Annotated in this window: 19 protein-coding genes and 1 pseudogene; 12 read left to right on the top strand and 8 right to left on the bottom strand. The window is 69.9% G+C overall.

Annotated features, from left to right (window positions below):
- Window positions 1-116: 116 nt before the first annotated feature.
- The gene (locus AB0O44_RS13145) at window positions 117-266 is read right to left on the bottom strand and encodes a lmo0937 family membrane protein (RefSeq protein ID WP_290257060.1); all 150 of its coding nucleotides are present in this window, start codon (window positions 264-266) and stop codon (window positions 117-119) included.
- A 193-nt stretch (window positions 267-459) separates the two neighbouring features.
- Window positions 460-2,019, bottom strand: coding sequence for a phospholipase D-like domain-containing protein (locus tag AB0O44_RS13140; RefSeq protein WP_364138001.1), 1,560 nt, complete (start codon window positions 2,017-2,019; stop codon window positions 460-462).
- A 129-nt stretch (window positions 2,020-2,148) separates the two neighbouring features.
- Here AB0O44_RS13140 and AB0O44_RS13135 point away from each other — a divergent pair.
- A pseudogene (locus AB0O44_RS13135) lies at window positions 2,149-2,888 on the top strand (peptidase E).
- Window positions 2,889-2,900: 12 nt separating this feature from the next.
- Here the strand turns inward: AB0O44_RS13135 and AB0O44_RS13130 are convergent.
- Complete coding sequence (locus AB0O44_RS13130) at window positions 2,901-4,007, bottom strand: (p)ppGpp synthetase (RefSeq protein WP_364137999.1); 1,107 nt, start codon at window positions 4,005-4,007, stop codon at window positions 2,901-2,903.
- 220 nt (window positions 4,008-4,227) lie between these two features.
- Here AB0O44_RS13130 and AB0O44_RS13125 point away from each other — a divergent pair, with 220 nt between their 5' ends.
- Window positions 4,228-5,022: an alpha/beta hydrolase gene (locus AB0O44_RS13125; RefSeq protein WP_364138441.1), complete on the top strand. Its 795-nt coding sequence runs from the start codon at window positions 4,228-4,230 to the stop codon at window positions 5,020-5,022.
- Between the two features lie 114 nt (window positions 5,023-5,136).
- Window positions 5,137-6,531 (top strand): Na+/H+ antiporter NhaA, encoded by a 1,395-nt coding sequence (nhaA, locus tag AB0O44_RS13120; RefSeq protein ID WP_364137997.1) that lies wholly within the window; start codon window positions 5,137-5,139, stop codon window positions 6,529-6,531.
- Window positions 6,532-6,602: 71 nt separating this feature from the next.
- On the opposite strand, the gene AB0O44_RS13115 is transcribed toward nhaA, so the two are convergent.
- Window positions 6,603-7,925 (bottom strand): MFS transporter, encoded by a 1,323-nt coding sequence (locus AB0O44_RS13115; RefSeq protein ID WP_364137995.1) that lies wholly within the window; start codon window positions 7,923-7,925, stop codon window positions 6,603-6,605.
- Window positions 7,926-8,008: 83 nt separating this feature from the next.
- Between AB0O44_RS13115 and AB0O44_RS13110 the strand changes: the two genes are divergently transcribed.
- The 7 genes from AB0O44_RS13110 to AB0O44_RS13080 all read left to right on the top strand — a co-directional run bounded on the left by AB0O44_RS13110 (window position 8,009) and on the right by AB0O44_RS13080 (window position 14,512).
- On the top strand, window positions 8,009-8,971 hold the full coding sequence (locus tag AB0O44_RS13110) for a carbohydrate kinase (protein ID WP_364137993.1): 963 nt from the start codon (window positions 8,009-8,011) through the stop codon (window positions 8,969-8,971).
- 35 nt (window positions 8,972-9,006) lie between these two features.
- The gene (locus tag AB0O44_RS13105; RefSeq protein WP_364137991.1) at window positions 9,007-9,540 is read left to right on the top strand and encodes a YbhB/YbcL family Raf kinase inhibitor-like protein; all 534 of its coding nucleotides are present in this window, start codon (window positions 9,007-9,009) and stop codon (window positions 9,538-9,540) included.
- 70 nt (window positions 9,541-9,610) lie between these two features.
- A complete protein-coding gene (locus AB0O44_RS13100; RefSeq protein WP_364137989.1) occupies window positions 9,611-10,429 on the top strand; it encodes an HAD family hydrolase in 819 nt (272 codons plus the stop codon).
- Window positions 10,430-10,591: 162 nt separating this feature from the next.
- Window positions 10,592-10,834 (top strand): hypothetical protein, encoded by a 243-nt coding sequence (locus AB0O44_RS13095; RefSeq protein ID WP_290257051.1) that lies wholly within the window; start codon window positions 10,592-10,594, stop codon window positions 10,832-10,834.
- A gap of 26 nt (window positions 10,835-10,860) precedes the next feature.
- A complete protein-coding gene (locus tag AB0O44_RS13090) occupies window positions 10,861-11,661 on the top strand; it encodes a glycerophosphodiester phosphodiesterase (protein WP_364137987.1) in 801 nt (266 codons plus the stop codon).
- A 43-nt stretch (window positions 11,662-11,704) separates the two neighbouring features.
- Window positions 11,705-12,829, top strand: a complete 1,125-nt coding sequence (locus tag AB0O44_RS13085) for a glycerate kinase (RefSeq protein WP_364137985.1) — start codon at window positions 11,705-11,707, stop codon at window positions 12,827-12,829.
- A 120-nt stretch (window positions 12,830-12,949) separates the two neighbouring features.
- Window positions 12,950-14,512 carry an MFS transporter gene (locus AB0O44_RS13080; RefSeq protein WP_364138438.1) on the top strand — a complete coding sequence of 521 codons (1,563 nt, stop codon included), beginning with the start codon at window positions 12,950-12,952 and terminating at the stop codon, window positions 14,510-14,512.
- Here the strand turns inward: AB0O44_RS13080 and AB0O44_RS13075 are convergent.
- Window positions 14,509-15,024: a DUF6328 family protein gene (locus AB0O44_RS13075; protein WP_364137983.1), complete on the bottom strand. Its 516-nt coding sequence runs from the start codon at window positions 15,022-15,024 to the stop codon at window positions 14,509-14,511. The two genes, AB0O44_RS13080 and AB0O44_RS13075, sit on opposite strands and share 4 nt — an antisense overlap.
- 122 nt (window positions 15,025-15,146) lie before the next feature.
- Here AB0O44_RS13075 and AB0O44_RS13070 point away from each other — a divergent pair, with 122 nt between their 5' ends.
- Window positions 15,147-15,674 carry a hypothetical protein gene (locus AB0O44_RS13070; protein WP_364137981.1) on the top strand — a complete coding sequence of 176 codons (528 nt, stop codon included), beginning with the start codon at window positions 15,147-15,149 and terminating at the stop codon, window positions 15,672-15,674.
- A gap of 93 nt (window positions 15,675-15,767) precedes the next feature.
- On the opposite strand, the gene AB0O44_RS13065 is transcribed toward AB0O44_RS13070, so the two are convergent.
- Window positions 15,768-17,123: a solute carrier family 23 protein gene (locus AB0O44_RS13065; RefSeq protein ID WP_364137979.1), complete on the bottom strand. Its 1,356-nt coding sequence runs from the start codon at window positions 17,121-17,123 to the stop codon at window positions 15,768-15,770.
- Window positions 17,124-17,197: 74 nt separating this feature from the next.
- Window positions 17,198-17,884, bottom strand: a complete 687-nt coding sequence (locus AB0O44_RS13060) for a methyltransferase domain-containing protein (RefSeq protein WP_364137977.1) — start codon at window positions 17,882-17,884, stop codon at window positions 17,198-17,200.
- 60 nt (window positions 17,885-17,944) lie between these two features.
- Between AB0O44_RS13060 and AB0O44_RS13055 the strand changes: the two genes are divergently transcribed.
- Window positions 17,945-18,751 (top strand): GNAT family N-acetyltransferase, encoded by an 807-nt coding sequence (locus tag AB0O44_RS13055; RefSeq protein WP_364137975.1) that lies wholly within the window; start codon window positions 17,945-17,947, stop codon window positions 18,749-18,751.
- Window positions 18,752-18,976: 225 nt separating this feature from the next.
- On the opposite strand, the gene AB0O44_RS13050 is transcribed toward AB0O44_RS13055, so the two are convergent.
- Window positions 18,977-19,156, bottom strand: a 180-nt coding sequence (locus tag AB0O44_RS13050; RefSeq protein WP_364137973.1) for an HNH endonuclease, incomplete at its 5' end; no start/stop codon positions are given.

The raw sequence follows: 19,156 nt of genomic DNA, 5'->3' as shown, positions 1-19,156 counted from the left end.
CGGCCTGAGGGCCGGCGGCGGCCTGGGTGGCCACCGGATCTAGGCTAGCCCGGACATGGCAATGGCGGGGGAGCCGACCAGGTCAGCACCCCCGCCATTGCCGGGTTACGCGGTACTTAGACGCGCGAGGATCGTCCACGGACGAAGTGGAAGATCAGGACGATGACGGCGACGACGAGCAGCAGGTGGATGAACCCGCCGCCGATGCTGCCGAGCAGGCCGAGCAGCCAGAGAACGGCCAGGATGATCGCGATCCAAAGCAACATGATGACTCCTTGATGACTCTTTGGGTGAAGATATGGATGGTTCTTGGTGAGTCCCGGCCCGGGGGCCGCTTCAGAGGAAATAGTAAGGGTGCTTGCGATCTTTTGCCAAGCGGCGCGCCGATGATGCGTCTGGCATGGATCCGCAGGTCAGGTGGGTCAGCCCGTGCGGCCGCCGGTGCTCCGGAGCCTGTTCCTAGAACTGGGTGGTTCCCCGCAGCCGCCGCGGCCTGCCGTCCGGGTCGACGACGAGACGGTACAGCGGTTCGGCCCAGAGCCGCTGCAGCCGGGTCACGGTCTCGACGGAGTGGCGGCGTACCTGGCCCGCGTGGCGGGGCCCCGGGCGGCCGCCGTCGTGCCAGTTCTGCAGCGCGGCCGCCGTCCCCTCCCAGAGGCCGGCCCAGGAATCGGCGTCGTCCATCCGGGGGTCGGCCGGGTCCAGGCCCAGGTGCTCGGCCCAGAGTTCGTGCCGGAGCTCCCGGGCCAGGGCCGGGGCCACAACGGCGCAGGTCAGTTCGCTGTCCGTGGTCCAGGACCGGAGGTTGAAGTTATCCGAACCGCAGGTGAACCAGGTGTCGTCGATGATGCAGACCTTGGCGTGGACGTACACCGGGGTTCCGGCGGCATTTTCCAGGTCGAACACGGACACCCGGTCCGGGGCGGCCCGGTGCAGCCGGTGCAGGGCCTTCAGCTGGCCGAGCCGGCGCGGCGGACCGCCCAGGGTGCCGTCCGAGTCCGGGTAGCGCGGCACGACGGCGATCACCCGAAGGTCGGGATTGCGTTCCAGGGCCGCGGCGATCCCGTCCGCCACCTCGAGGGACCACAGATACTGGTCCTCGATGTAGATCAGCGACCTCGCGCGGCCGAACGCCTTCGCGTAGGCGCGGGCGATGCTGCGTTCGCCGTCGGGCGCGAACGGGAAAGGCGGCCGCTTCACCCCGTAGGTGCGCAGCAACTGGACCGCGTGGCCACCCGCCGGCCGGGGCGGCGGGGCGGTCTCCGGCAGCGGTTCGGGATGCCGCGGCATCCGGGCCAGGCGCTGCAGCAGCATTCGGTAGGGGGTCTTGCGGTCCAGGGGGTGGGGGTCGTTCCAGCGTTCGGCGAAGGCGGCCAGCACGTCCGCCACGACGGGACCGCGCAGCTCCAGGGCGGCGTCATGCCACGGCGGGCGGTCACCATAGCGCGGGTCCATCTCCACGGCCTGCGGATCCCCGGCGTGGCCGGCATCGTCCCTGCGGCTGTGCGACAGGTCCAGGCCGCCGACGAACGCCACATCCCGGGCCGGATCATCCCGGCGACGGATCACCACCAGTTTCTGGTGGTGGGAGCCAAACATCCGCACCCGCTGGTCGAGCAGGACTTCGCCGCCGGCGTCGTTGATCTCGCGGCCCAGCAGCTCGTTGGAGCGGCCGCTGATCGGTGCGGAGATGCGCTCACCGTGGGAGCGCCACACCAGGCCGCGGACCTCGACGCCGGAGCGCGCCAGGGACGACAGCAGGTCGCCGATGGTGGGGCCGCCGGCCACCAGGCGCTCGTCGGCGTCGCCGCGCCAGTCCGTGAACCAGACGCGGTCGCCGGCGGTCAGCGAGGACAGTTCCTCGTACAGGCGGGCGAAGTAGGTGGCCCCGTGCACCAGGGGCCGAACCAGGTTCCCCTCCGACCAGGCGGGACCTCCGTTCCGGCCGTCCTGGACCTCGCTGGCGGGGTTTCCCCGCTCCGGTCCGCTGAGGAACCATGCACCGGCGTCGCTGTCCATCCAGACCTTCTTTCGGCTGTCGGGGCGGGAGGTAGCCTGCCGCCTGCCTCCAAAGGTAGCCGCTGGCGCGCAGATGACGGCTAGTCTCGAAGCACACCGCCCCTGATACCGCCGGAGGAACCCGCACCCATGACCGCCGACAGTCCCACCATCCTCGCCACGTCCGGCGGCCTGCGCCCCGGCACCCGGACCCGTTTCGAGTTCAACAAACTGGTGCATCACGCCGTCGAACTGTCGGGGGTCTCCGGGCGGGCGCCGCGGATCAGCCATGTCGGCACGGCCAGCGGCGACCAGCGCCGGTTCAGCCACGAACTCAGCGAGGCCGGCAGGGTAGCCAAGTTCGACCTCAGCCACCTGAACCTGTTCACCATGCCGAACGTCGGGAACATCGAGGAATACCTCTTGGGCCAGGACGTCGTCTGGGTCAACGGCGGCTCGGTGGTCAATCTTCTGGCGGTCTGGCGCGCACACGGCTTGGACAGCATCTTCCGCCGCGTCTGGGAGGCCGGCGTCGTCCTCGCCGGGGTCTCCGCCGGGTCCATCTGCTGGTTCAAGGGAGGCACCACCGACTCGTTCGGCCCGGAACTCCGGGCCGTGGACAACGGGCTGGCACTGTTGCCGTACGACAATGGCGTCCACTACGACTCCGAGGCCGCGCGCCGTCCAGCGGTGCACCGGCTGGTGGCCGACGGCACGCTGGGGAGACGCACTGCACCGACGACGGCGTCGGCCTGGTCTACCGCGGCCCCGACCTCGCCGACGTGGTCACCGAAGCCCCAGGCAAGGCGGCCTACCGGGTGCGGCTCGAGCGGCCGGGAACACCCGACGCCACCGTGGTCGAGGAGAAACTGGAGCCGACGGCCCTCTAGCTCCGCTGTGTCCTACCCCTTGGTGAGTCGGTAACGCTCGATCTGCTTCAGGCGGCGCAGCAGGCTGTCCCGGCGGGGGTGCGGCACCGTATCGGCGGGCTCGGCCGTGAGGTCGATGTGAGCGTGGCCGTACTCCCAGAGCAGCAGGTCATCGAGCAGCCGATCCGGCCCGGGCGAGTAGCGGTGGTCCAGGGCCTTGCGGACCTCGGTGATGCGGGCAGCGCTCAGCAGCCCCGCGAGTTCCACGGTCTGGTTCAGCCCGTGGGCCGCCATCAGTTCCGCGGCCCAGCCCCAGTCGTCGTCGACCTTCCGGTCAACGTGCGGCAGCAGGGTCCGCCAGACGTCGCGGATCCGGTTCGGCGTCAGCTGCGCGGCGCCCTCGCCCTCCATGTCCCAGTAGCTGCGGACCTCCTCGTAGCGTTCGTGCAGGTCCGCGAACGCGCTTTCCACGGTCTCGAGCATCGCGGCGGTCGCGGTGAACTGCCGGTCGAACTGCGGGGTCCAGGCGCGCGGGTCCTCGGCCTTGAAGCGGATGTCGTGCTCGATCTCGCTCCAGGCGTGGGCGAAGACCGTCCGGATCTGGCATTCGAAGAAGTAGCTGCCGTTGGGCTGGGCCTCCGGGTTGAAGACCTGCTGGTACTCCTTGACCGCCTCATTCTGGATGCTGCGCAGGATCAGGTGCCGGCTGGAGTACCCGTAGGTCCCCGACTCGATCGAGCCGATGTCCTTTTCCCGGTCACCGCGGCAATCGAAGAGCTGCCGCTGCCGCTTGATCAGGTTGGCAACGACGGCATTCTCCGCCGGAAGCTTGGTGATCACCCGGATTCCCACCATGTCATTGAGCGTCCGGAACGGGTCCGGGAATTTCAGCACCGGCGGCGCCCCGGGTTCCACGGATTCCTCCACCCGGGAGATCTTCTCCCGGAAGGATTCCACCGTCTTGGTCCGTCCGGTGACGAACAGCGGGGTCACCTCGGTGCCCTTCAACATGGTCCGCAGCGTCAGCAGCACGTCCCGGGTCACGAGTTTCAGGGCAGGGCGGACCCGCTCGTAGAGCTCCACGTTTTCCTGCACCGATTCGCGCAGTGCGGGGTCCAGACGGTCCCAGTTGCTTGCCATGCGCCCCAGCATACGGTGCGGCACCGACAGCGTGCCCGGACCCCGCCGCCCTCCGGTTCCCCGCGGAGACGTCCGCCCGGGCCTCCGCCGTCCGGCCTCGGGCCCACGGTAGGCTCTGGGCATGGCTGATCTGCGGCGTCGGGTGTTGCTCGGTGCCGCGGCTACGGCGGCTCTGGGGGCCGCCGCCGTGGCATGCTCACCCGGCCCCCGGGAGGACACCGTGAAGCGGCAGAAGTATCACTACGGGGACGACCCCAGCCAGTGGGCCGAGTTGTTCCTGCCCGGCGGCACCGAAACCAGGGGCGTGGCGGTGGTCATTCACGGCGGCTACTGGCGTTCCCAGTACGGGGCCGAACTGGGCGAGCCGCTGGCCAAGGACCTCGCGAGCCACGGCATGGCCGCCTGGAACCTCGAGTACCGACGGGCCGGCAACGGCGGCGGCTGGCCGCAGACCTTCGCGGACGTCCTGAACGGCATCGACAAGCTCCGGGATGCCGCCGGCGAGCACGGCCTGGGCCTGGACCGCGTGGTGGCGCTGGGCCACTCGGCGGGCGGCCACCTGGCCGTCTGGGCCGCGGGGCGGAGCCGGCTGGGCGCGCTGGGACTTCCGGACGCGGACCGGCAACTGCAACGCAACGACGACGGCGCCGCGGTGCACCTGACGGGCGTGGTGAGCCAGTCCGGGCTGCTGAACCTGGCCGAGGCAGACCGGCTGGACCTCAGCAACGGGGCCGTCAGCAACTTCCTGGGCGGCTCTTCGGAAAGATACCCCAAACGGCATAAGTATGCGGACCCCATGACCGCTGTGCCCTTGGACGTGCCCGTCGTCGCGCTCCACACCACGGAGGATGACACCGTCCCGATCAGCCAGTCCGAGAGCTATGCCGCCGCCGGCCGGGCCGCCGGAGCCGCGGTTCAGCTGGTCAAGGTCCCCGGCGACCACTTCGCCCTCATCGATACGAAGGCGCCGGCCTACCGGAAGTCGCGGGAACTGGTCCAGCAGCTGCTCGCCTGAGCCGGCGGCCGGACCGGCCATCGGTGAGCCGGGCCCATCGCCTAGACTGGAGTCAGGTGCGCCGGGAAGTCTGGTCGGCATGAATTCGTCGACCCAACCGTGAGGACTTCCCAGATGAGCCAGACACCCACGACCCCTTCCCCGCAGCCGCCGGGCCCGGGGACGCCGGGACCGAAGCAGCCCGCCTCCCGTCCCGCCCTGTTCAGCCGCGGCAGCTACGCCGAATCACTGCGCATCGGCGAAATCCTTCGCAAGGAAACCGTCGGCGGCGCGCTGCTGGTGGCCGCCGCCGTTGTCGCCTTGATCTGGGCGAACTCCCCGGCGTCGGGGAGCTACTTCGCGCTCCGCGACCTGACCATCGGCTACGAACCCTGGCATCTGAACCTGAGCCTCGGCGCCTGGGCAGCGGACGGGCTGCTGGCGATCTTCTTTTTCCTGGTGGGGCTCGAACTCAAGCGCGAGTTCATTGCCGGCGACCTCCGGCAATTGAGCAAATCGATCGTCCCGGTGGCGGCCGCGGCCGGCGGTGTCCTGGTGCCGGCGGTGCTGTACGTGCTGGTGAACCTGGGCAACGCCGAAACGCTCCGGGGCTGGGCCATTCCCACCGCAACGGACATCGCGTTCGCCGTTGCCGTCCTGGCGATCATCGGCTCGCACCTGCCCAGTGCCCTGCGGATCTTCCTGCTCACCCTTGCGGTGGTGGACGACCTGATCGCCATCACCATCATCGCGGTGTTCTATTCCGGGGAATTGCATGTGCTGCCCCTGCTGCTGGCGCTCGTGCCGCTGGGCCTCTACACGTTCCTGGCCCACCGGTACCGGCGATTCTTCGGCCTGAAGGCTCCCGCCGCCTGGCTGATCCTGCTGCCCCTGGGTGTCATCACCTGGGCCCTGGTCCACGCCTCCGGAATCCATGCCACGGTGGCCGGCGTGCTGTTGGGCTTTGCCATCCCGGTGATCCGTTCGCAGGCCAGCGGTGGACCCGAGGCCGGGCCCGGCCTCTCGGAGATTTTCGAGCATCGCTTCCGGCCCATCTCGGCCGGCGTGGCCGTCCCGGTCTTCGCGTTCTTCTCCGCCGGGGTGGCGGTCGGCGGCTGGGAGGGCCTGGGCTCGGCGCTGACCGATCCGGTGGCTCTGGGCATCATCGTGGCGCTGGTCCTCGGGAAGCCGATCGGCATTCTGGCGACCACGTGGCTGCTGACCAAACTGACCCGCGCGCGGCTGGACGGCTCGCTGCGCTGGATCGATATCACCGGGGTGTCCATCCTCGCCGGCATCGGGTTCACCGTCTCGCTGCTGGTGGCAGAGCTGAGCTTCGGCCAGGGCAGCCCCCACGACGACCACGCGAAGGTTGGCATCCTGGCGGCCTCCTTCATCGCGGCCCTGCTCGCCAGCGCGGTGCTCACCACCCGGAACCGGCAGTACCGGATCGCGGAGGAAGAGGAGCGCCGGGATTCGGACCAGGACGGTATTCCGGACGTCTACCAGCAGGACGCGGCGGGTTCCTGACGACGGCGGCGGGTTCCTAATGACGACGGCGGCCGGGGCGGGGCGCGACGTCGGCCCCGCCTTGCGGTCGTTTAGCGCCGGTGGTCCGTGCCGCGCATCCGCAGGGCTACCACCACGCCGGACGCCGCGGTGAGGGCGGCCACCACCATGATCGTCGACGGAATCCCGTAGACGTCGGCCAGGATGCCGGACAACAGTGCGCCCACGGCGAAGCCGCCGTCGCGCCAGAGCCGGTAGACGCCCACGGACCGTGCCCGCCAGCCCGGATGGGCGACGTCGCCGATCGCTGCCAGCAGCGTGGGGTAGACCATGGCCGTCCCGACGCCCATCAGCACGGCGGCGGCCAGCCAGACGCCGAACCCGTGGCCCGCCGCGACCATCACCAGGCCCGCCGCCTGCACGCCCATCCCGCCGGCGATCAGCCACTTCCGGCCGAAGCGGTCGGACGCCGCCCCGGTGACCAGCTGCACCGCGCCCCAGACCGCCGGGTACACGGCGGCCAGGATCCCCACCTGCTCCAGCGGCAGGCCTGCGCTGGTGAACAGCACCGGAAACAGTCCCCAGGCGAGGCCGTCGTTGAGGTTGTTCACCATCCCGGCCTGGCTCACCGCGGACAGGGAGCCGTCCCGGAAGCTGGTGAGCGTGAAGACCTCGCGGCTGCTGAGTCCGCCCGAAGCAGCGCCCGCAGCCGGACCCGCCGCCGCACCCGGCTGGGTCTCCGCCACGGAACCGGTGCGTGATGCCGCCTCGGCCTTGGCGTGGTGGTGCGTTTCGCGGACGGTGAGGATGGACAGGCCCAGACCCACGGCAATGAATGCGGCGCCCAGCAGGAACGGGGCCGGCCGCAGGCCGTAGGTCGCCGCGAGATAGCCGGTGAAGAGTGCGGTGCCGGCGACGCCCAGGTAGCCTGCCGCCTCGTTGAAGCCCATGGCCAGGCCCCGGCGGTGCGGTCCCACCAGATCCATTTTCATCACCACGGTGGTGGACCAGGTCAGGCCCTGGCTCAGGCCCAACACGACGTTGGCGGCAACGATCCAGGCCCAGTTGGACCCGAAGATCAGCAGCAGCGGCACCGGGAGGGCGATGAGCCAGCCGGCCACCAGCACCGGCTTGCGCCCGAACCGGTCCGACAGTGTTCCGGCGGCGTAGTTGGTGGCCGCCTTGGCCAGCCCGAAGGCCAGAATGTACGTCAGGGCGGCGCTGTAGGAGTCCAGGTGGAACACGTTGCCGGCCAGCAGCGGCAGCACGGTGCGTTCCTGGCCCAGGGTTCCGCCCACCAGGGCGTTGACCGCCACCAGCAGCAGGAACTGCGGGAGGTTGCTGCGCAGGCCAAGGATGACGGAGGAACCGACGGCGTCGCGGCGCGAGGCATGGCTGGGGGCGGGAGTCGACATGCCTCAATAATATACCCCTGGGGGTATTGCTAGAAAGTGGCCCGGGAGCGGCGCCGTGCAGGATTCTCTGGCAGAGTATGACCATGCTCACAGTCATTGGCGAGGCCTTGGTAGATGTCGTCCAGCGGTCCTCCGGCACCCAGGCCCACGTCGGCGGCAGCCCCTTGAACGTCGCCATCGGTTTGGCCCGGCTGGACCACCCGGTCCAGTTCATCGGCCGCTACGGACGGGACGAGTACGGCGACGCGGTGGCGGCGCACCTGAAATCCGGCTCCGTGCTGCTGCCCCTCGGCCCCGATGACTTGCCCACCTCGGTGGCGACGGCGTTGATCGACGACGCCGGTGCGGCCAGCTACACCTTCGACCTCGCCTGGCAGCTGCCGAACCTGACCGAGCGGCTGCCGCTCATGCTGCAGGGCACCACTCTGCTGCACACCGGTTCCATCGCCACCATGCTGGCGCCCGGCGCCGCCGCCGTGTTTGCCGCCGTCGAACGCGCCCATCCCTCCGCCACGATCGGCTTCGACCCCAACTGCCGCCCCAGCATCATCACCGACGCCGTCTATGCCCGGCACCAGGCCGAAAAGTTCGTCGCCCTCGCAGACGTCGTCAAGGCCTCGGACGAGGACCTCGAATGGCTCTACCCCGGCGTGGATCCGCTGGATTCGGCGCGGCGCTGGCTCACGCTGGGCGGCTCCGAGGGCCCCGCGCTGGTGGTGGTCACCCGCGGAGCGGACGGCCCCTGGGGCGTCAACGCCGACGGCGAGGCGCAGGCGCCGGCGCCCCGGGTCAAGGTGGCGGACACCGTGGGCGCGGGGGACTCGTTCATGGCGGCGCTGCTGTCCGGCATCGTGGACCGCGGCCTGGACGGCGCGCAGAACCGCGGCGAGCTGCGCTCCCTTTCCGCCGGCAGCCTGCGCGAACTCCTGGTGCACGCCGCCGCGGCCGCCGCCGTCACCGTCTCCCGGGCCGGCGCCAACCCGCCCGGCCGCGCGGAACTCTCCGCAATGGAACTTGGTAGCGTGAACACCAGCACGGCCCCGTAAGCTCCCGACCTCCGCGTTAGACCTGAAAGGCAGCCATGACCTCCCACGACCCGTATGCCCCGCTCCCGGACGTTCCCGCCTTCGACCTCCGCAGTGAATCCTTCGCCGACGGGGAGACCCTCCCGCCGCCGCAGCGCAGCGGGCTCATGGGTGCCGGCGGCGAGGACGAATCCCCGCAGCTGAGCTGGAGCGGCGCCCCGGAAGGCACCAAGAGCTACGCCGTCACCGTCTACGACCCGGACGCTCCGACGGCCAGCGGCTTCTGGCACTGGGCCGTCCTGAACATCCCCGCGGACGTCACCTCGCTGCCGGCCGGCGCGGGCTCCAAGGACGGCGCGCACCTGCCCGAGGGCGCCCTGCAGCTGAAGAACGACGCCGGATTCGCTGGCTTCGTGGGGGCAGCGCCGCCCAAGGGCCACGGTCCCCACCGCTATCTCGTTGTGGTGCACGCCGTCGACGTCGAACACCTCGACGTCGACGCGGACGGCAGCCCCGCCTTCCTTGGCTTCAACCTCTTCAGCCACAGCATCGGACGGGCCCGGCTGACCGGCATCTACGAACAGCACTGAGATTTTCCGAACAGCACTGAAGCGTCGGCGCCCCGGGCCACCGCCCGGGGCGCCGACGTAGACTGGCAGCATGCGGCTGGTAGCGAGCGATATCGACGGAACGATCCTGGGACACGACGGCAGGATCAGCGAACGGACCGTCCGCGCCTTCCACTCCTGCCGCGACGCCGGCGTTGAGCTGGTGTTCGTCACCGGCCGGCCGCCGCGCTGGCTGCACCCCCTCCGGGACCAGCTGGGCCACACCGGAACCGTGATCTGCTCCAACGGGGCCGTGGTCTGGGACCTGGAATCCGACCGGGTCATCTCCTCCCGCGCCTTGGCCCTCGAATCGGTCTTCGAGGCCCGGCGGATCATCCAGGGCATCCGGCCGGACGCGCTGTTCGCCGCCGAAACCCTCGACGGCTTCCACCTGGAGCCGCACTTCCTGGGCGGCAACTCGGCCGGCCTGCTCGACGAGGTCACCCCGGCCCCGCTGCAAGAGACGCTCCGTCCTGGCGATTCCGTGGTGAAGCTGATGGCGATCATCCGGGAAGGCACCGCGGACGAGTTCCTCGCGGACGTCTCGCCCGCCGTTGCCCACTTGGCCGCCGCCACCCACTCCGCCCCCAATATGGCCCTCCTGGAGCTCTCCCTCCCGGGCGTGAATAAGGCCGTGACCCTCGCCGAATATGCCCGCGCCCTGGGCCTCGGCGCCGAGGACGTGGTGGCCTTCGGGGACATGCCGAACGACATCGAGATGCTGCGCTGGGCCGGCCACGGCTACGCCATGGCCAGCGGCCACCCCGACGCCATCCGCGCCGCCGCGCACACGGCCCCGCACTTCGACGACGACGGCGTGGCCCAGATCCTGGAGGCCCGGCTCGCCGACCTCGGCGTCCGCCAGCCCTGACCCTCCGCCTTCTGTCCTGACCCGTCGCGCCGCGCCGCCCGCCCCGCCGTCGCGCCGCCCGCGCCGCGGACATGTGATTCCCAGCTGGCGGCCAACTGCCGTTCACCTTGGCCTCCTACGCTCAGACCACTGAACGGATCGGATGACTGAGGGCGGGCAATCATGGCCAGGAACGTGAAGCGACACATTGACGACCAGCCGCTGCGGCGCGTCACCCCGGACGCCCACTGGCAGAGCCTGCGCCAGGGCGACCGGGTCCGGGTGCGGCTGTCCCCGGGCTACGAGGCGGCCGGATTCGTCGACGCGCTCACCGTGGACCACACCACCGTCTGGGTGGACCTCGACGGCGGCGGACGCACCCTGCTGCACTGCAGCGACGGCGTCGAAATCCTGCCCCACGGCTAGGACCGCGGCTCCGGTACGCTGACCGGATGAGCGCAGAGCACCCCTTCCTCGCCCGCGACGGCGCCCCCGACACGCCCGTGGCCATCGCCCACCGCGGGTTCTCGCCGAAGGGTGCGGAAAACTCGATGGCCGCGTTCCGCGCCGCCGTCGGCCTCGGCTACCGGTACCTGGAAACCGACGTCCACACCACCGCCGACGGCGTGCTGCTGCTCTTCCACGACCAGACCCTGGACCGGGTCACCGACGGGGCCGGACGAGTGTCCGAACTCTCTGCCGAGACGGTAGCCCGGGCCCGGATCGCCGGCACCGAACCCATCCCGGAGCTCGCCGAACTGGTCACGGAATTCCCGGACGCCCGGCTGAACCTGGACGTCAAGGACTGGAACTCGGTGGAGACACTGGCCGCCGCGATCGAACGGCACGGGCTGCACGACCGGGTGCTGGTGGCCAGCTTCTCCGACCGCAGGCGCCGCGCGGTCCTCCGCCGCCTGAGCCGGCCGGCCGCTAGCTCCGCCGGCATGGCCTCCAACGCGCTGTTCGTGCTGCTGGGTCCGCTACTCCCGGCGCCGGTGCTGCGGCGCGTGACGGCGTGGGCCCTGCGCGGGGTCCACGCCCTGCAGGTCCCGGTCCGGTTCGGTGCGGTCCCGGTGGTGACGGCGGGCTTCGTCCGGCGCGCCCACCTACATGGCCTGCATGTCCACGTCTGGACCATTAATGAGGAGGCGGAGATGCACCGGCTTCTGGACCTCGGAGTCGACGGCATTGTGACGGACAGGGCGGACCTGCTCAAGGCCGTGCTCCAAGACCGCGGCCAGTGGCGGGACTGACTGCACGTCCCTGCCTGTCTGCCCCGGCTGGCAGGATGGACCCATGCGCATCCTGATTGCCCCGGACAAGTTCAAAGGCAGCCTCACCGCGGCCGAAGCCGCCGCTGCCATGGCCGAGGGGGCCCTCCGTGTCTACCCCGAGGCCTCCGTGCTGCAGCTGCCCGTCGCCGACGGCGGCGAGGGGACGCTGGAGGCCGCAGTTGCCGCGGGCTACGAGGAGCGGCTGAACGCCGTCGTCGGGCCCATCTTGGCGCCGATCGGCGCGGCCTGGGCGATCCGGAAGGACGCCTTCGGCGGGGCCACCGCCGTCATCGAGACCGCCCAGGCCTCCGGGCTCGCCCACATGGAGCCGACGCCGGAAAACGCCCTGCGTGCCCACAGCTACGGCTCCGGGCAGTTGATCGCCGCCGCCCTCGACGCCGGCGCCACCGAGATCATCCTCGGCGTGGGCGGGTCCGCGATGACCGACGCCGGGAGCGGCGCCCTGCGCGCCCTGGGCCTCAAGCCGCTGGATGCCAACGGCAACGTGGTGCCCCTCGGCGGCGGCTCGCTGGCTGACGTCGTGGCCGTCGACGTCAGCGGACTGGACCCCCGGCTGTCGGCCGTGACGCTGCGCATCGCCGTCGACGTGCAGAATCCGCTGTACGGCTCCGACGGCGCCGCGCACGTCTTCGGTCCGCAGAAGGGCGCCGACGAGGACGCCGTCGAACGGCTCGACGCGGGCCTGCGGAACTGGGCCTCGGTGCTTCGGCAGGCCACCGGCCGGGACGTCAACGTCCCCGGCGCCGGCGCGGCCGGCGGCTTCCCGGCGTCGTTCCTGGCCTTCAGCAACGCGGCCCTGGAGAGCGGTTTCCAGCTCGTGGCGGGCCTCACCGGCCTTGCCGACAAGCTGCGCGGCGCAGACCTGGTGATCACGGGGGAGGGGTCCCTCGACGAGCAGTCGCTGACCGGCAAGGCCCCCGTGGCGCTGGCCGACGCCGCGCACGCCCTCGGCATCCCGGTGATCATGGTCGCCGGCCGGATCCTGGTCACCCCGGAAGACCTGGAACGGCGCGGCGTGGTTGCGGCGGCGCAGCTTGTGGACACGGCCCCTTCGCCCGAGGAGGCGCAGGCGAAGGCGGCCAAGTACCTCGCCTGGACCACCAGCCAGGTGCTCGAGGGCGCCTAAGTGGCGGTGAAGACTCTGGTTTAGCGGCTCCCCGCTGAATAAGATTGCTTCATTGGGGGCCGTGACCCCCTGCCAGGGCCACGCGCATACCGGTGGCCGTGACAGGAGATCCGCATGTCCATGAAGCGCAGCACCGCCCGCCGCCCCAAGCTCCGCGAACGGCGGCTCGAGGTCGAACACATCAATGTCGTGGACCGGCGCGTGATGCGCAAGGCCCTCGGCGGAACCATCGTCGGCAACACCATGGAATGGTACGACGTCGGCGTGTTCGGCTACCTGATCACCACCATGGGCCCGGTCTTCCTGCCCGAGGCGGACAAGACCGTCCAAAATCTGTTCCTGCTGGGAACCTTCGGCGCCACCTTCGTGGCCCGGCCGCTCGGCGGGGTCTTCTTTGGCTGGCTCGGCGACAAGATTGGCCGTCAGCGGGTGCTCGCCATGACACTGATCATCATGGCCGCGTCCACCTTCGTGGTGGGCCTGCTGCCCGGGTACGCCACCCTCGGCATCTGGGCTGCAGTGCTGCTGGTCGCCACCAAGCTGATCCAAGGCTTCTCCACCGGCGGCGAATACGCCGGCGCCACCACGTTTGTCAGTGAGCACGCCCCGGACGCCCGGCGCGGTTTCTTCGCCAGCTTCCTGGACCTCGGCAGCTACATGGGCTTCGCCATCGGCGCCGCACTGGTCACGCTGCTGCAGGTCACCCTCGGCGAGGACACCATGCAGGCCTGGGGCTGGCGGCTCCCGTTCCTGATCGCCGGCCCGCTGGGGCTGATCGCCATCTACTTCCGGATGAAGATCGAGGAATCCCCGGCGTTCCAAGCCAGCCTCGACGCGCAGACCGGCGGGGCGGAAGGCGAATCCGCGGACGCCAAGGGCCCGGTAGCCATCTTCGCCTCGCACTGGCGCGGAATCCTGCTGGCGATGATCCTCGTGGCCGCCGCCAACACCGTGGGTTACGCGCTCACCTCCTACATGCCCACGTACCTGACCTCGAACAAGGGCTACGACGAGCTCCACGGCACCCTGCTCACCATCCCGATTCTGGTCCTGATGTCCGCCGCGATCCCGCTGACGGGCAAGCTTTCGGACCGGATCGGCCGCCGTCCGGTGCTCTGGATCGGCTCGCTGGGCACCGTGGTCCTGGCCCTTCCGGCCTTCCTGCTGATCGGTATCGGCGCCATCTGGTCCACGCTGCTGGGGCTGGCGTTGATCGCCTTCCCGCTGACCTTCTACGTGGCCAACCTCGCCTCCACGCTCCCGGCGCTCTTCCCGACGGAAAGCCGCTACGGCGCCATGGGCATTGCGTACAACTTCGCCGTCGCCATCTTCGGCGGCACAGCGCCGTTCATCATCGCCTCCCTCATCGCCGGCACGAACAACGAGATGATGCCCGCCTACTACCTCATGGCCACGTCTGCGGTGGGTGCCGTCGCCGTCTACTTCATCAAGGAAACGGCCGGCCGGCCGCTGATGGGCTCGATGCCGAGCGTTGACACAGTCGAAGAGGCCCACGAACTCGTGGCGGGGCAGGAGGATAACGAGCTGCTGGATCTCAACGAGATGCCGTTCGACGAGACCTACCATCCGGCCGAGTCGGACCAGCCGGCGTCGGAGCAGCGCGCGTCGGACGCGTCGGACCGGGAGGGCGACGCCGAGCGGAGGGAGCACCCCGCCGGCTAGTGGTCAGGGCCATTCACGGTGCTGCGCCCCGGGGCCTTCCGCCGAAGCCGGTCCGGCACCAGGACCAGCAGCACCAGCAGGACCGCCAGGAGCGCCGCGCCGGCCACGATCCCGGCGGTCCGCCCGATCGTGACGTCGAAAACCAGTGCCGACGTCCCGACGCTGAGAAGGGCGACGGCGGCCAGGGCGGTCTTCGCGATCCGGTCCGCGCTGGAGACCAGAACCTCCTTCAGGCCCTGCCGGAACAGCCGGCGGTGAGCGCTGACCGGCAAGAGAATCAGGGCCGTGGTGAGCGCCGCGAGGACCACGTTGCAGAGGTAGAGTCCGATTTCGAAGCCGTCCAGTTTCTCGAAGCGGCTCTGGAACGGCAGCGTCAGCAGGAAGCCGGCCAGGATCTGCACGCCCGTCTGCAGCACCCGGAGTTCCTGCAGCAGTTCGCCCCAGTTGCGGTCCATCTTCTCGTCAAAGGTCTCACTCCGCCCGGCGTCCCGGGACTCATCGGCGCGCGCCATCGCTGCTCCTCACCTGAGATTTCGCTCTGGTACTAAGCTTACTGACGATTTTCGGGTACGGTGGAAGAGCAGGGAAATTCTGCCAGGCTGACCGCCGGCCGCCGCTAACCAGGAGGAAGCACATGTCTGAAGACCAGCACCGCGTCGTCGAGGAAGAAGCAGGCGGCTACGGCACACCCACCGCCGAGCAGGAGATGCCCGGCGGCGACACCAAGAGCTTCGCCCAGCCGCGCGACGAAGAAGCGTTCGACGCCGCGGGCCTGAACCAGGACAGCCCGGACGGTGAGACCTTCCCGGCCGGCGCCCCGGATCTGAGCCAGTTCGGCGCGGAAGACCAGGACAGTGCAGGAGAACCCGGAGCGGGACGCTTCGGAGGAACGGAGGAGCAGATGAACGCGGAAAACGAGAGCACCGAGCAGGGCTTCGAGTCCGGCGACGAGACGGCAGCCGAGAACGGCGGCGCCGTGCCGTCGTCGGAAGCTGACATGGACTCGGCCAACACCGAGGAAGCCGAACCGGGGCGCCCGTTCTCCTCGGAGTCCGGGCAGGACGCCGCCGGCATTCCGGACGGCTCCGGCACGGACCTGCCGGAGGAGCACTCACCGAAGGATCGCGACGACGAGGACAAAGAGTCCTTCAACGCCGGCTAACCACCGGTTTCGGCAGCAGTAACACCAAGGGCGGCGCCACTCCTTCCCGGGAGAGGGGCCGCCCTTGCCGTGTTCCAGGCCGCGGGTCCGCGCTTAGCGGCGCTTCTTGGGGGCGCGCTTGGCGGCGGCGTTCACGGCGCCCCGGGCAGCGGCGGCGACTGTGCCGTCCTCGGTCTCCGGTTCGGCGACCGTTCCGCGGGCCTTCGCGATGGCCTTCATGCCGTGGTAGATCACCAGGGCGGCGGCCGAGCCGAGGGCGATGCCGGTGAACTTGAGGTCGCCAATGGTCCAGGTGTAGTCCGCGATGCCGACGATCAGGGCGACGGCGGCCGTGGTGAGGTTGACCGGGTTGGAGAAGTTGACCTTGTTCTGCACCCAGATTTTCACGCCGAGGACGCCGATCATGCCGTACAGCATGGTGGCGGCGCCGCCCAGGACACCTGCCGGGACGGTGGCGATCAGTTCGCCGAACTTCGGCGAGAAGCTGAGGATCACGGCGAAGAGGCCGGCAACCCAGTACGCCGCCGTCGAATAGACCTTGGTGGCGGCCATGACGCCGATGTTTTCGGCGTAGGTGGTGGTGCCGGAGCCGCCGCCGAGGCCGGCGAGGACCGTTGCGGCGCCGTCGGCCATCAGCGCGCGCCCGGAGACGCCGTCGAGGTTCTGCCCGGTCATGGCGGAGACGGACTTCACGTGGCCGATGTTCTCGGCCACCAGCACCAGGACCACCGGCACGAAGAGGCCGACGACTCCGAGGTGGAACTCGGGGGTCTGGAAGTGCGGCAGGCCGATCCAGGCGGCGGCGTCGACCTTGGCGAAGTTGACCTCGCCGCGGATGATCGCGACGAGGTAGCCGACGACGACGCCCACCAGGATGCTCAGCCGGCCGAGAATGCCGCGGAAGAAGACGCTGACCACGATGATGACGGCGAGCGTGATCAGGGCGGTGATCGGGGCGGCGTCGAAGTTGTTCTTGGCCGCGGGGGCCAGGTTCAGGCCGATCAGGCCGACGATGGCACCGGTGACGATCGGGGGCATGAGGCGGTTGATCCAGCCCGCCCCGAACTTCTGCACGATCGCGCCGATGATGGCGAGGCCGATGCCGGCCATTACCACGCCCCCGAGCGCGCCGGGGATGCCGAACTGCTGCTGCGAGGCCATGATCGGGGCGATGAACGCGAAGGAGGAGCCGAGGTAGCTGGGGACGCGGCCCTTGGTGATGACCAGGAACAGCAGGGTGCCGACGCCGGAGAAGAACAGGGTGGTGGCCGGGGGCATGCCGGTGATGATCGGAACCAGGAAGGTGGCGCCGAACATGGCCACGACGTGCTGCATGCCGACGCCGATAGTCAGCGGCCACGCCAGGCGCTCGTCGGGCCGGACGACCTCGCCGGGGCGGATGGACTTGCCGTTTCCGTGGATCTTCCAGTTGGTTCCGAGCATGCTCATGGCAGTGAGCCTTTCAAAAAGGGTGTCGCGGGGCTGGGAAGGAATCTTCCGGGTGACACTTTACCGCGACGGCGTCAGCGGGCGGCGGTCGACAGGTCCTGTTGGCCGCCGGGACCGGCGCCGCGCCGGAACAGGAGCACGGCCTGGGGCTGCTTCTCCGACTCCCTCGGCGGCCGGAGCAGTTGCTCCAGCGGCGCGAAGCCGTGGGCGGCGAAGCAGCGCGTGACGTCGCCGGGGTTGTGCAGTTCGGCGCGGAGCACGACGTCGTGCCCGTACGCGCGCGTCAGGGTGCGGGAGCCGCTTCCGGCCTGGAAGGCGACCAGCGCGGCGCCGCCCGGCCGGAGGACCCGCGCGAACTCGCGGGCGACGGCCGGTATGTCGCCGGGCTCGAGGTGGATGATCGAATACCAGGCCACGACGCCGTTCACGGACCCATTGTCGGCCGGCAGTGCGGTGAGCTCGCCCGCTGCGAACTCGATTCCTGGGTGCAGACGCCCGGCCACCCGGACCATGGTCGGTGAGAGGTCGACGCCGGTGACGTTCAGCCCGGCGCCCGCGAGGTGGGCGGCGAGCCGGCCGGTGCCGCAGCCGGCGTCGATCACGCTTCGGTCCGGCGAGGCGCCGACATCCTTTACGAAGCGCTGGATCATGGCCAGATCTTCGGCGGATTCGAAGCCGAGGTCCGGCAGGACCCGGGCGTAGGTTTCAGCCACCGTGTCATATGCGGACCGGACGGCGGCGTGATAGGCGGGCTCCGGCATGGCCCGAGCCTACCGCGGCATGACAGTGCCGCCCGGCGATGCCGCTGTATCGTGGGCCCGATGACGACGACTAAGCTCCTCGCGGCCTATGACCAGCAGCTTCGCACCGACGCCGAAACCCCAAGTGCCGTGGCCGTCGAACGGTTGGGTCCGCTGCGTCTCGTCACCTTTTCCGGCGGCAGGGGGTTCGTCACCTATCAGGATCTGGGCGGGGCAGATGCGCCGACGATCGCCGGGTGGGTGGCGGAGACCGTCGAGTATTACCGCGCCCAACCCGGGATCGACCGCTTCGAGTGGAAGACCCGCGGCCACGATCACGCCCCCGGACTGCACGACGCCCTTGTGGAGAATGGCCTGGAGGCCGACGAGACCGAGTCGATCATGATCGGCGGGGCCAGCGGATTGGCGGCCGGCGTCGACCTTCCGCCGGGTGTGACCGTCCGGCAGGTGTCCGACGAGGCTGGCATCCGGGCGATGTGCGCCATGCAGGACGAGGTCTTCGGCAGTCCGGCCTCTGACGGCAACGCGGAGGCGGTGTTGCGCCGCGCGGCCCGGGACGACGGGATGCAGCTTTGGGTGGCCGAGCACGACGGCATGATTATCAGCGCCGGGCGTCTGGAACCCGTCCCCGGAACCGATTTCGCTGGCATCTGGGGTGGCGCTACGCGGCCGGAATGGCGTGGCCGGGGCATCTACCGCGCGGTCACCGCTGCCCGGGCGTGTGCGGCGCTGGAGCTGGACAAGACGCTCATCCACAGCGATTCGACCGAGTTTTCGCGTCCCATCCTGGAGCGCTCCGGACTGGTCCGCGTGTCGACCACGACGCCGTATCTCTGGCGGCGTTCGTCCGGAGCCGACGGGAACTGATGACCGACGTGGCTGCCTCGGCCTGAGGACATCCAAGTTGGTGGCTCCTTGCCCTCGGACTGACCGCCGGGCTTCAGCGGAGTCCGTGCGCCGCAAGTGGCCGTCGCCGTTACCGCAGCCTCTGCCCACACAGGCAGTTGCTTCTGCGGCGCGCCCTTCTCGAGTCAGTGCCTTGTAGATCGGAGTGACGCTCCATACCGTCCGCGCCCGTCCGCTCTGCCTTCACTATTTGAAGTAGTGGTTTTGTCGGGGTTTTTGGTGGGGGTCGAGGTGGGGTGGCGGGATGTACCAGGGAGTCCCGGCGCGGGTTTGGATGGTCCATTGTTCTTTGTGGATCAGGTGATGGTGGTGTGAGCACAGCAGGACACCGTTGTCTGTGCTGGTTGATCCGCCGCGGGACCAGTA

It is taken from the genome of Arthrobacter sp. NPDC080082 (assembly GCF_040686595.1).
In the GTDB taxonomy this organism is placed as follows: domain Bacteria; phylum Actinomycetota; class Actinomycetes; order Actinomycetales; family Micrococcaceae; genus Arthrobacter.
Note: the sequence above shows the minus strand (reverse complement) of the source record. Positions and strands in the feature narration are given on the sequence as shown.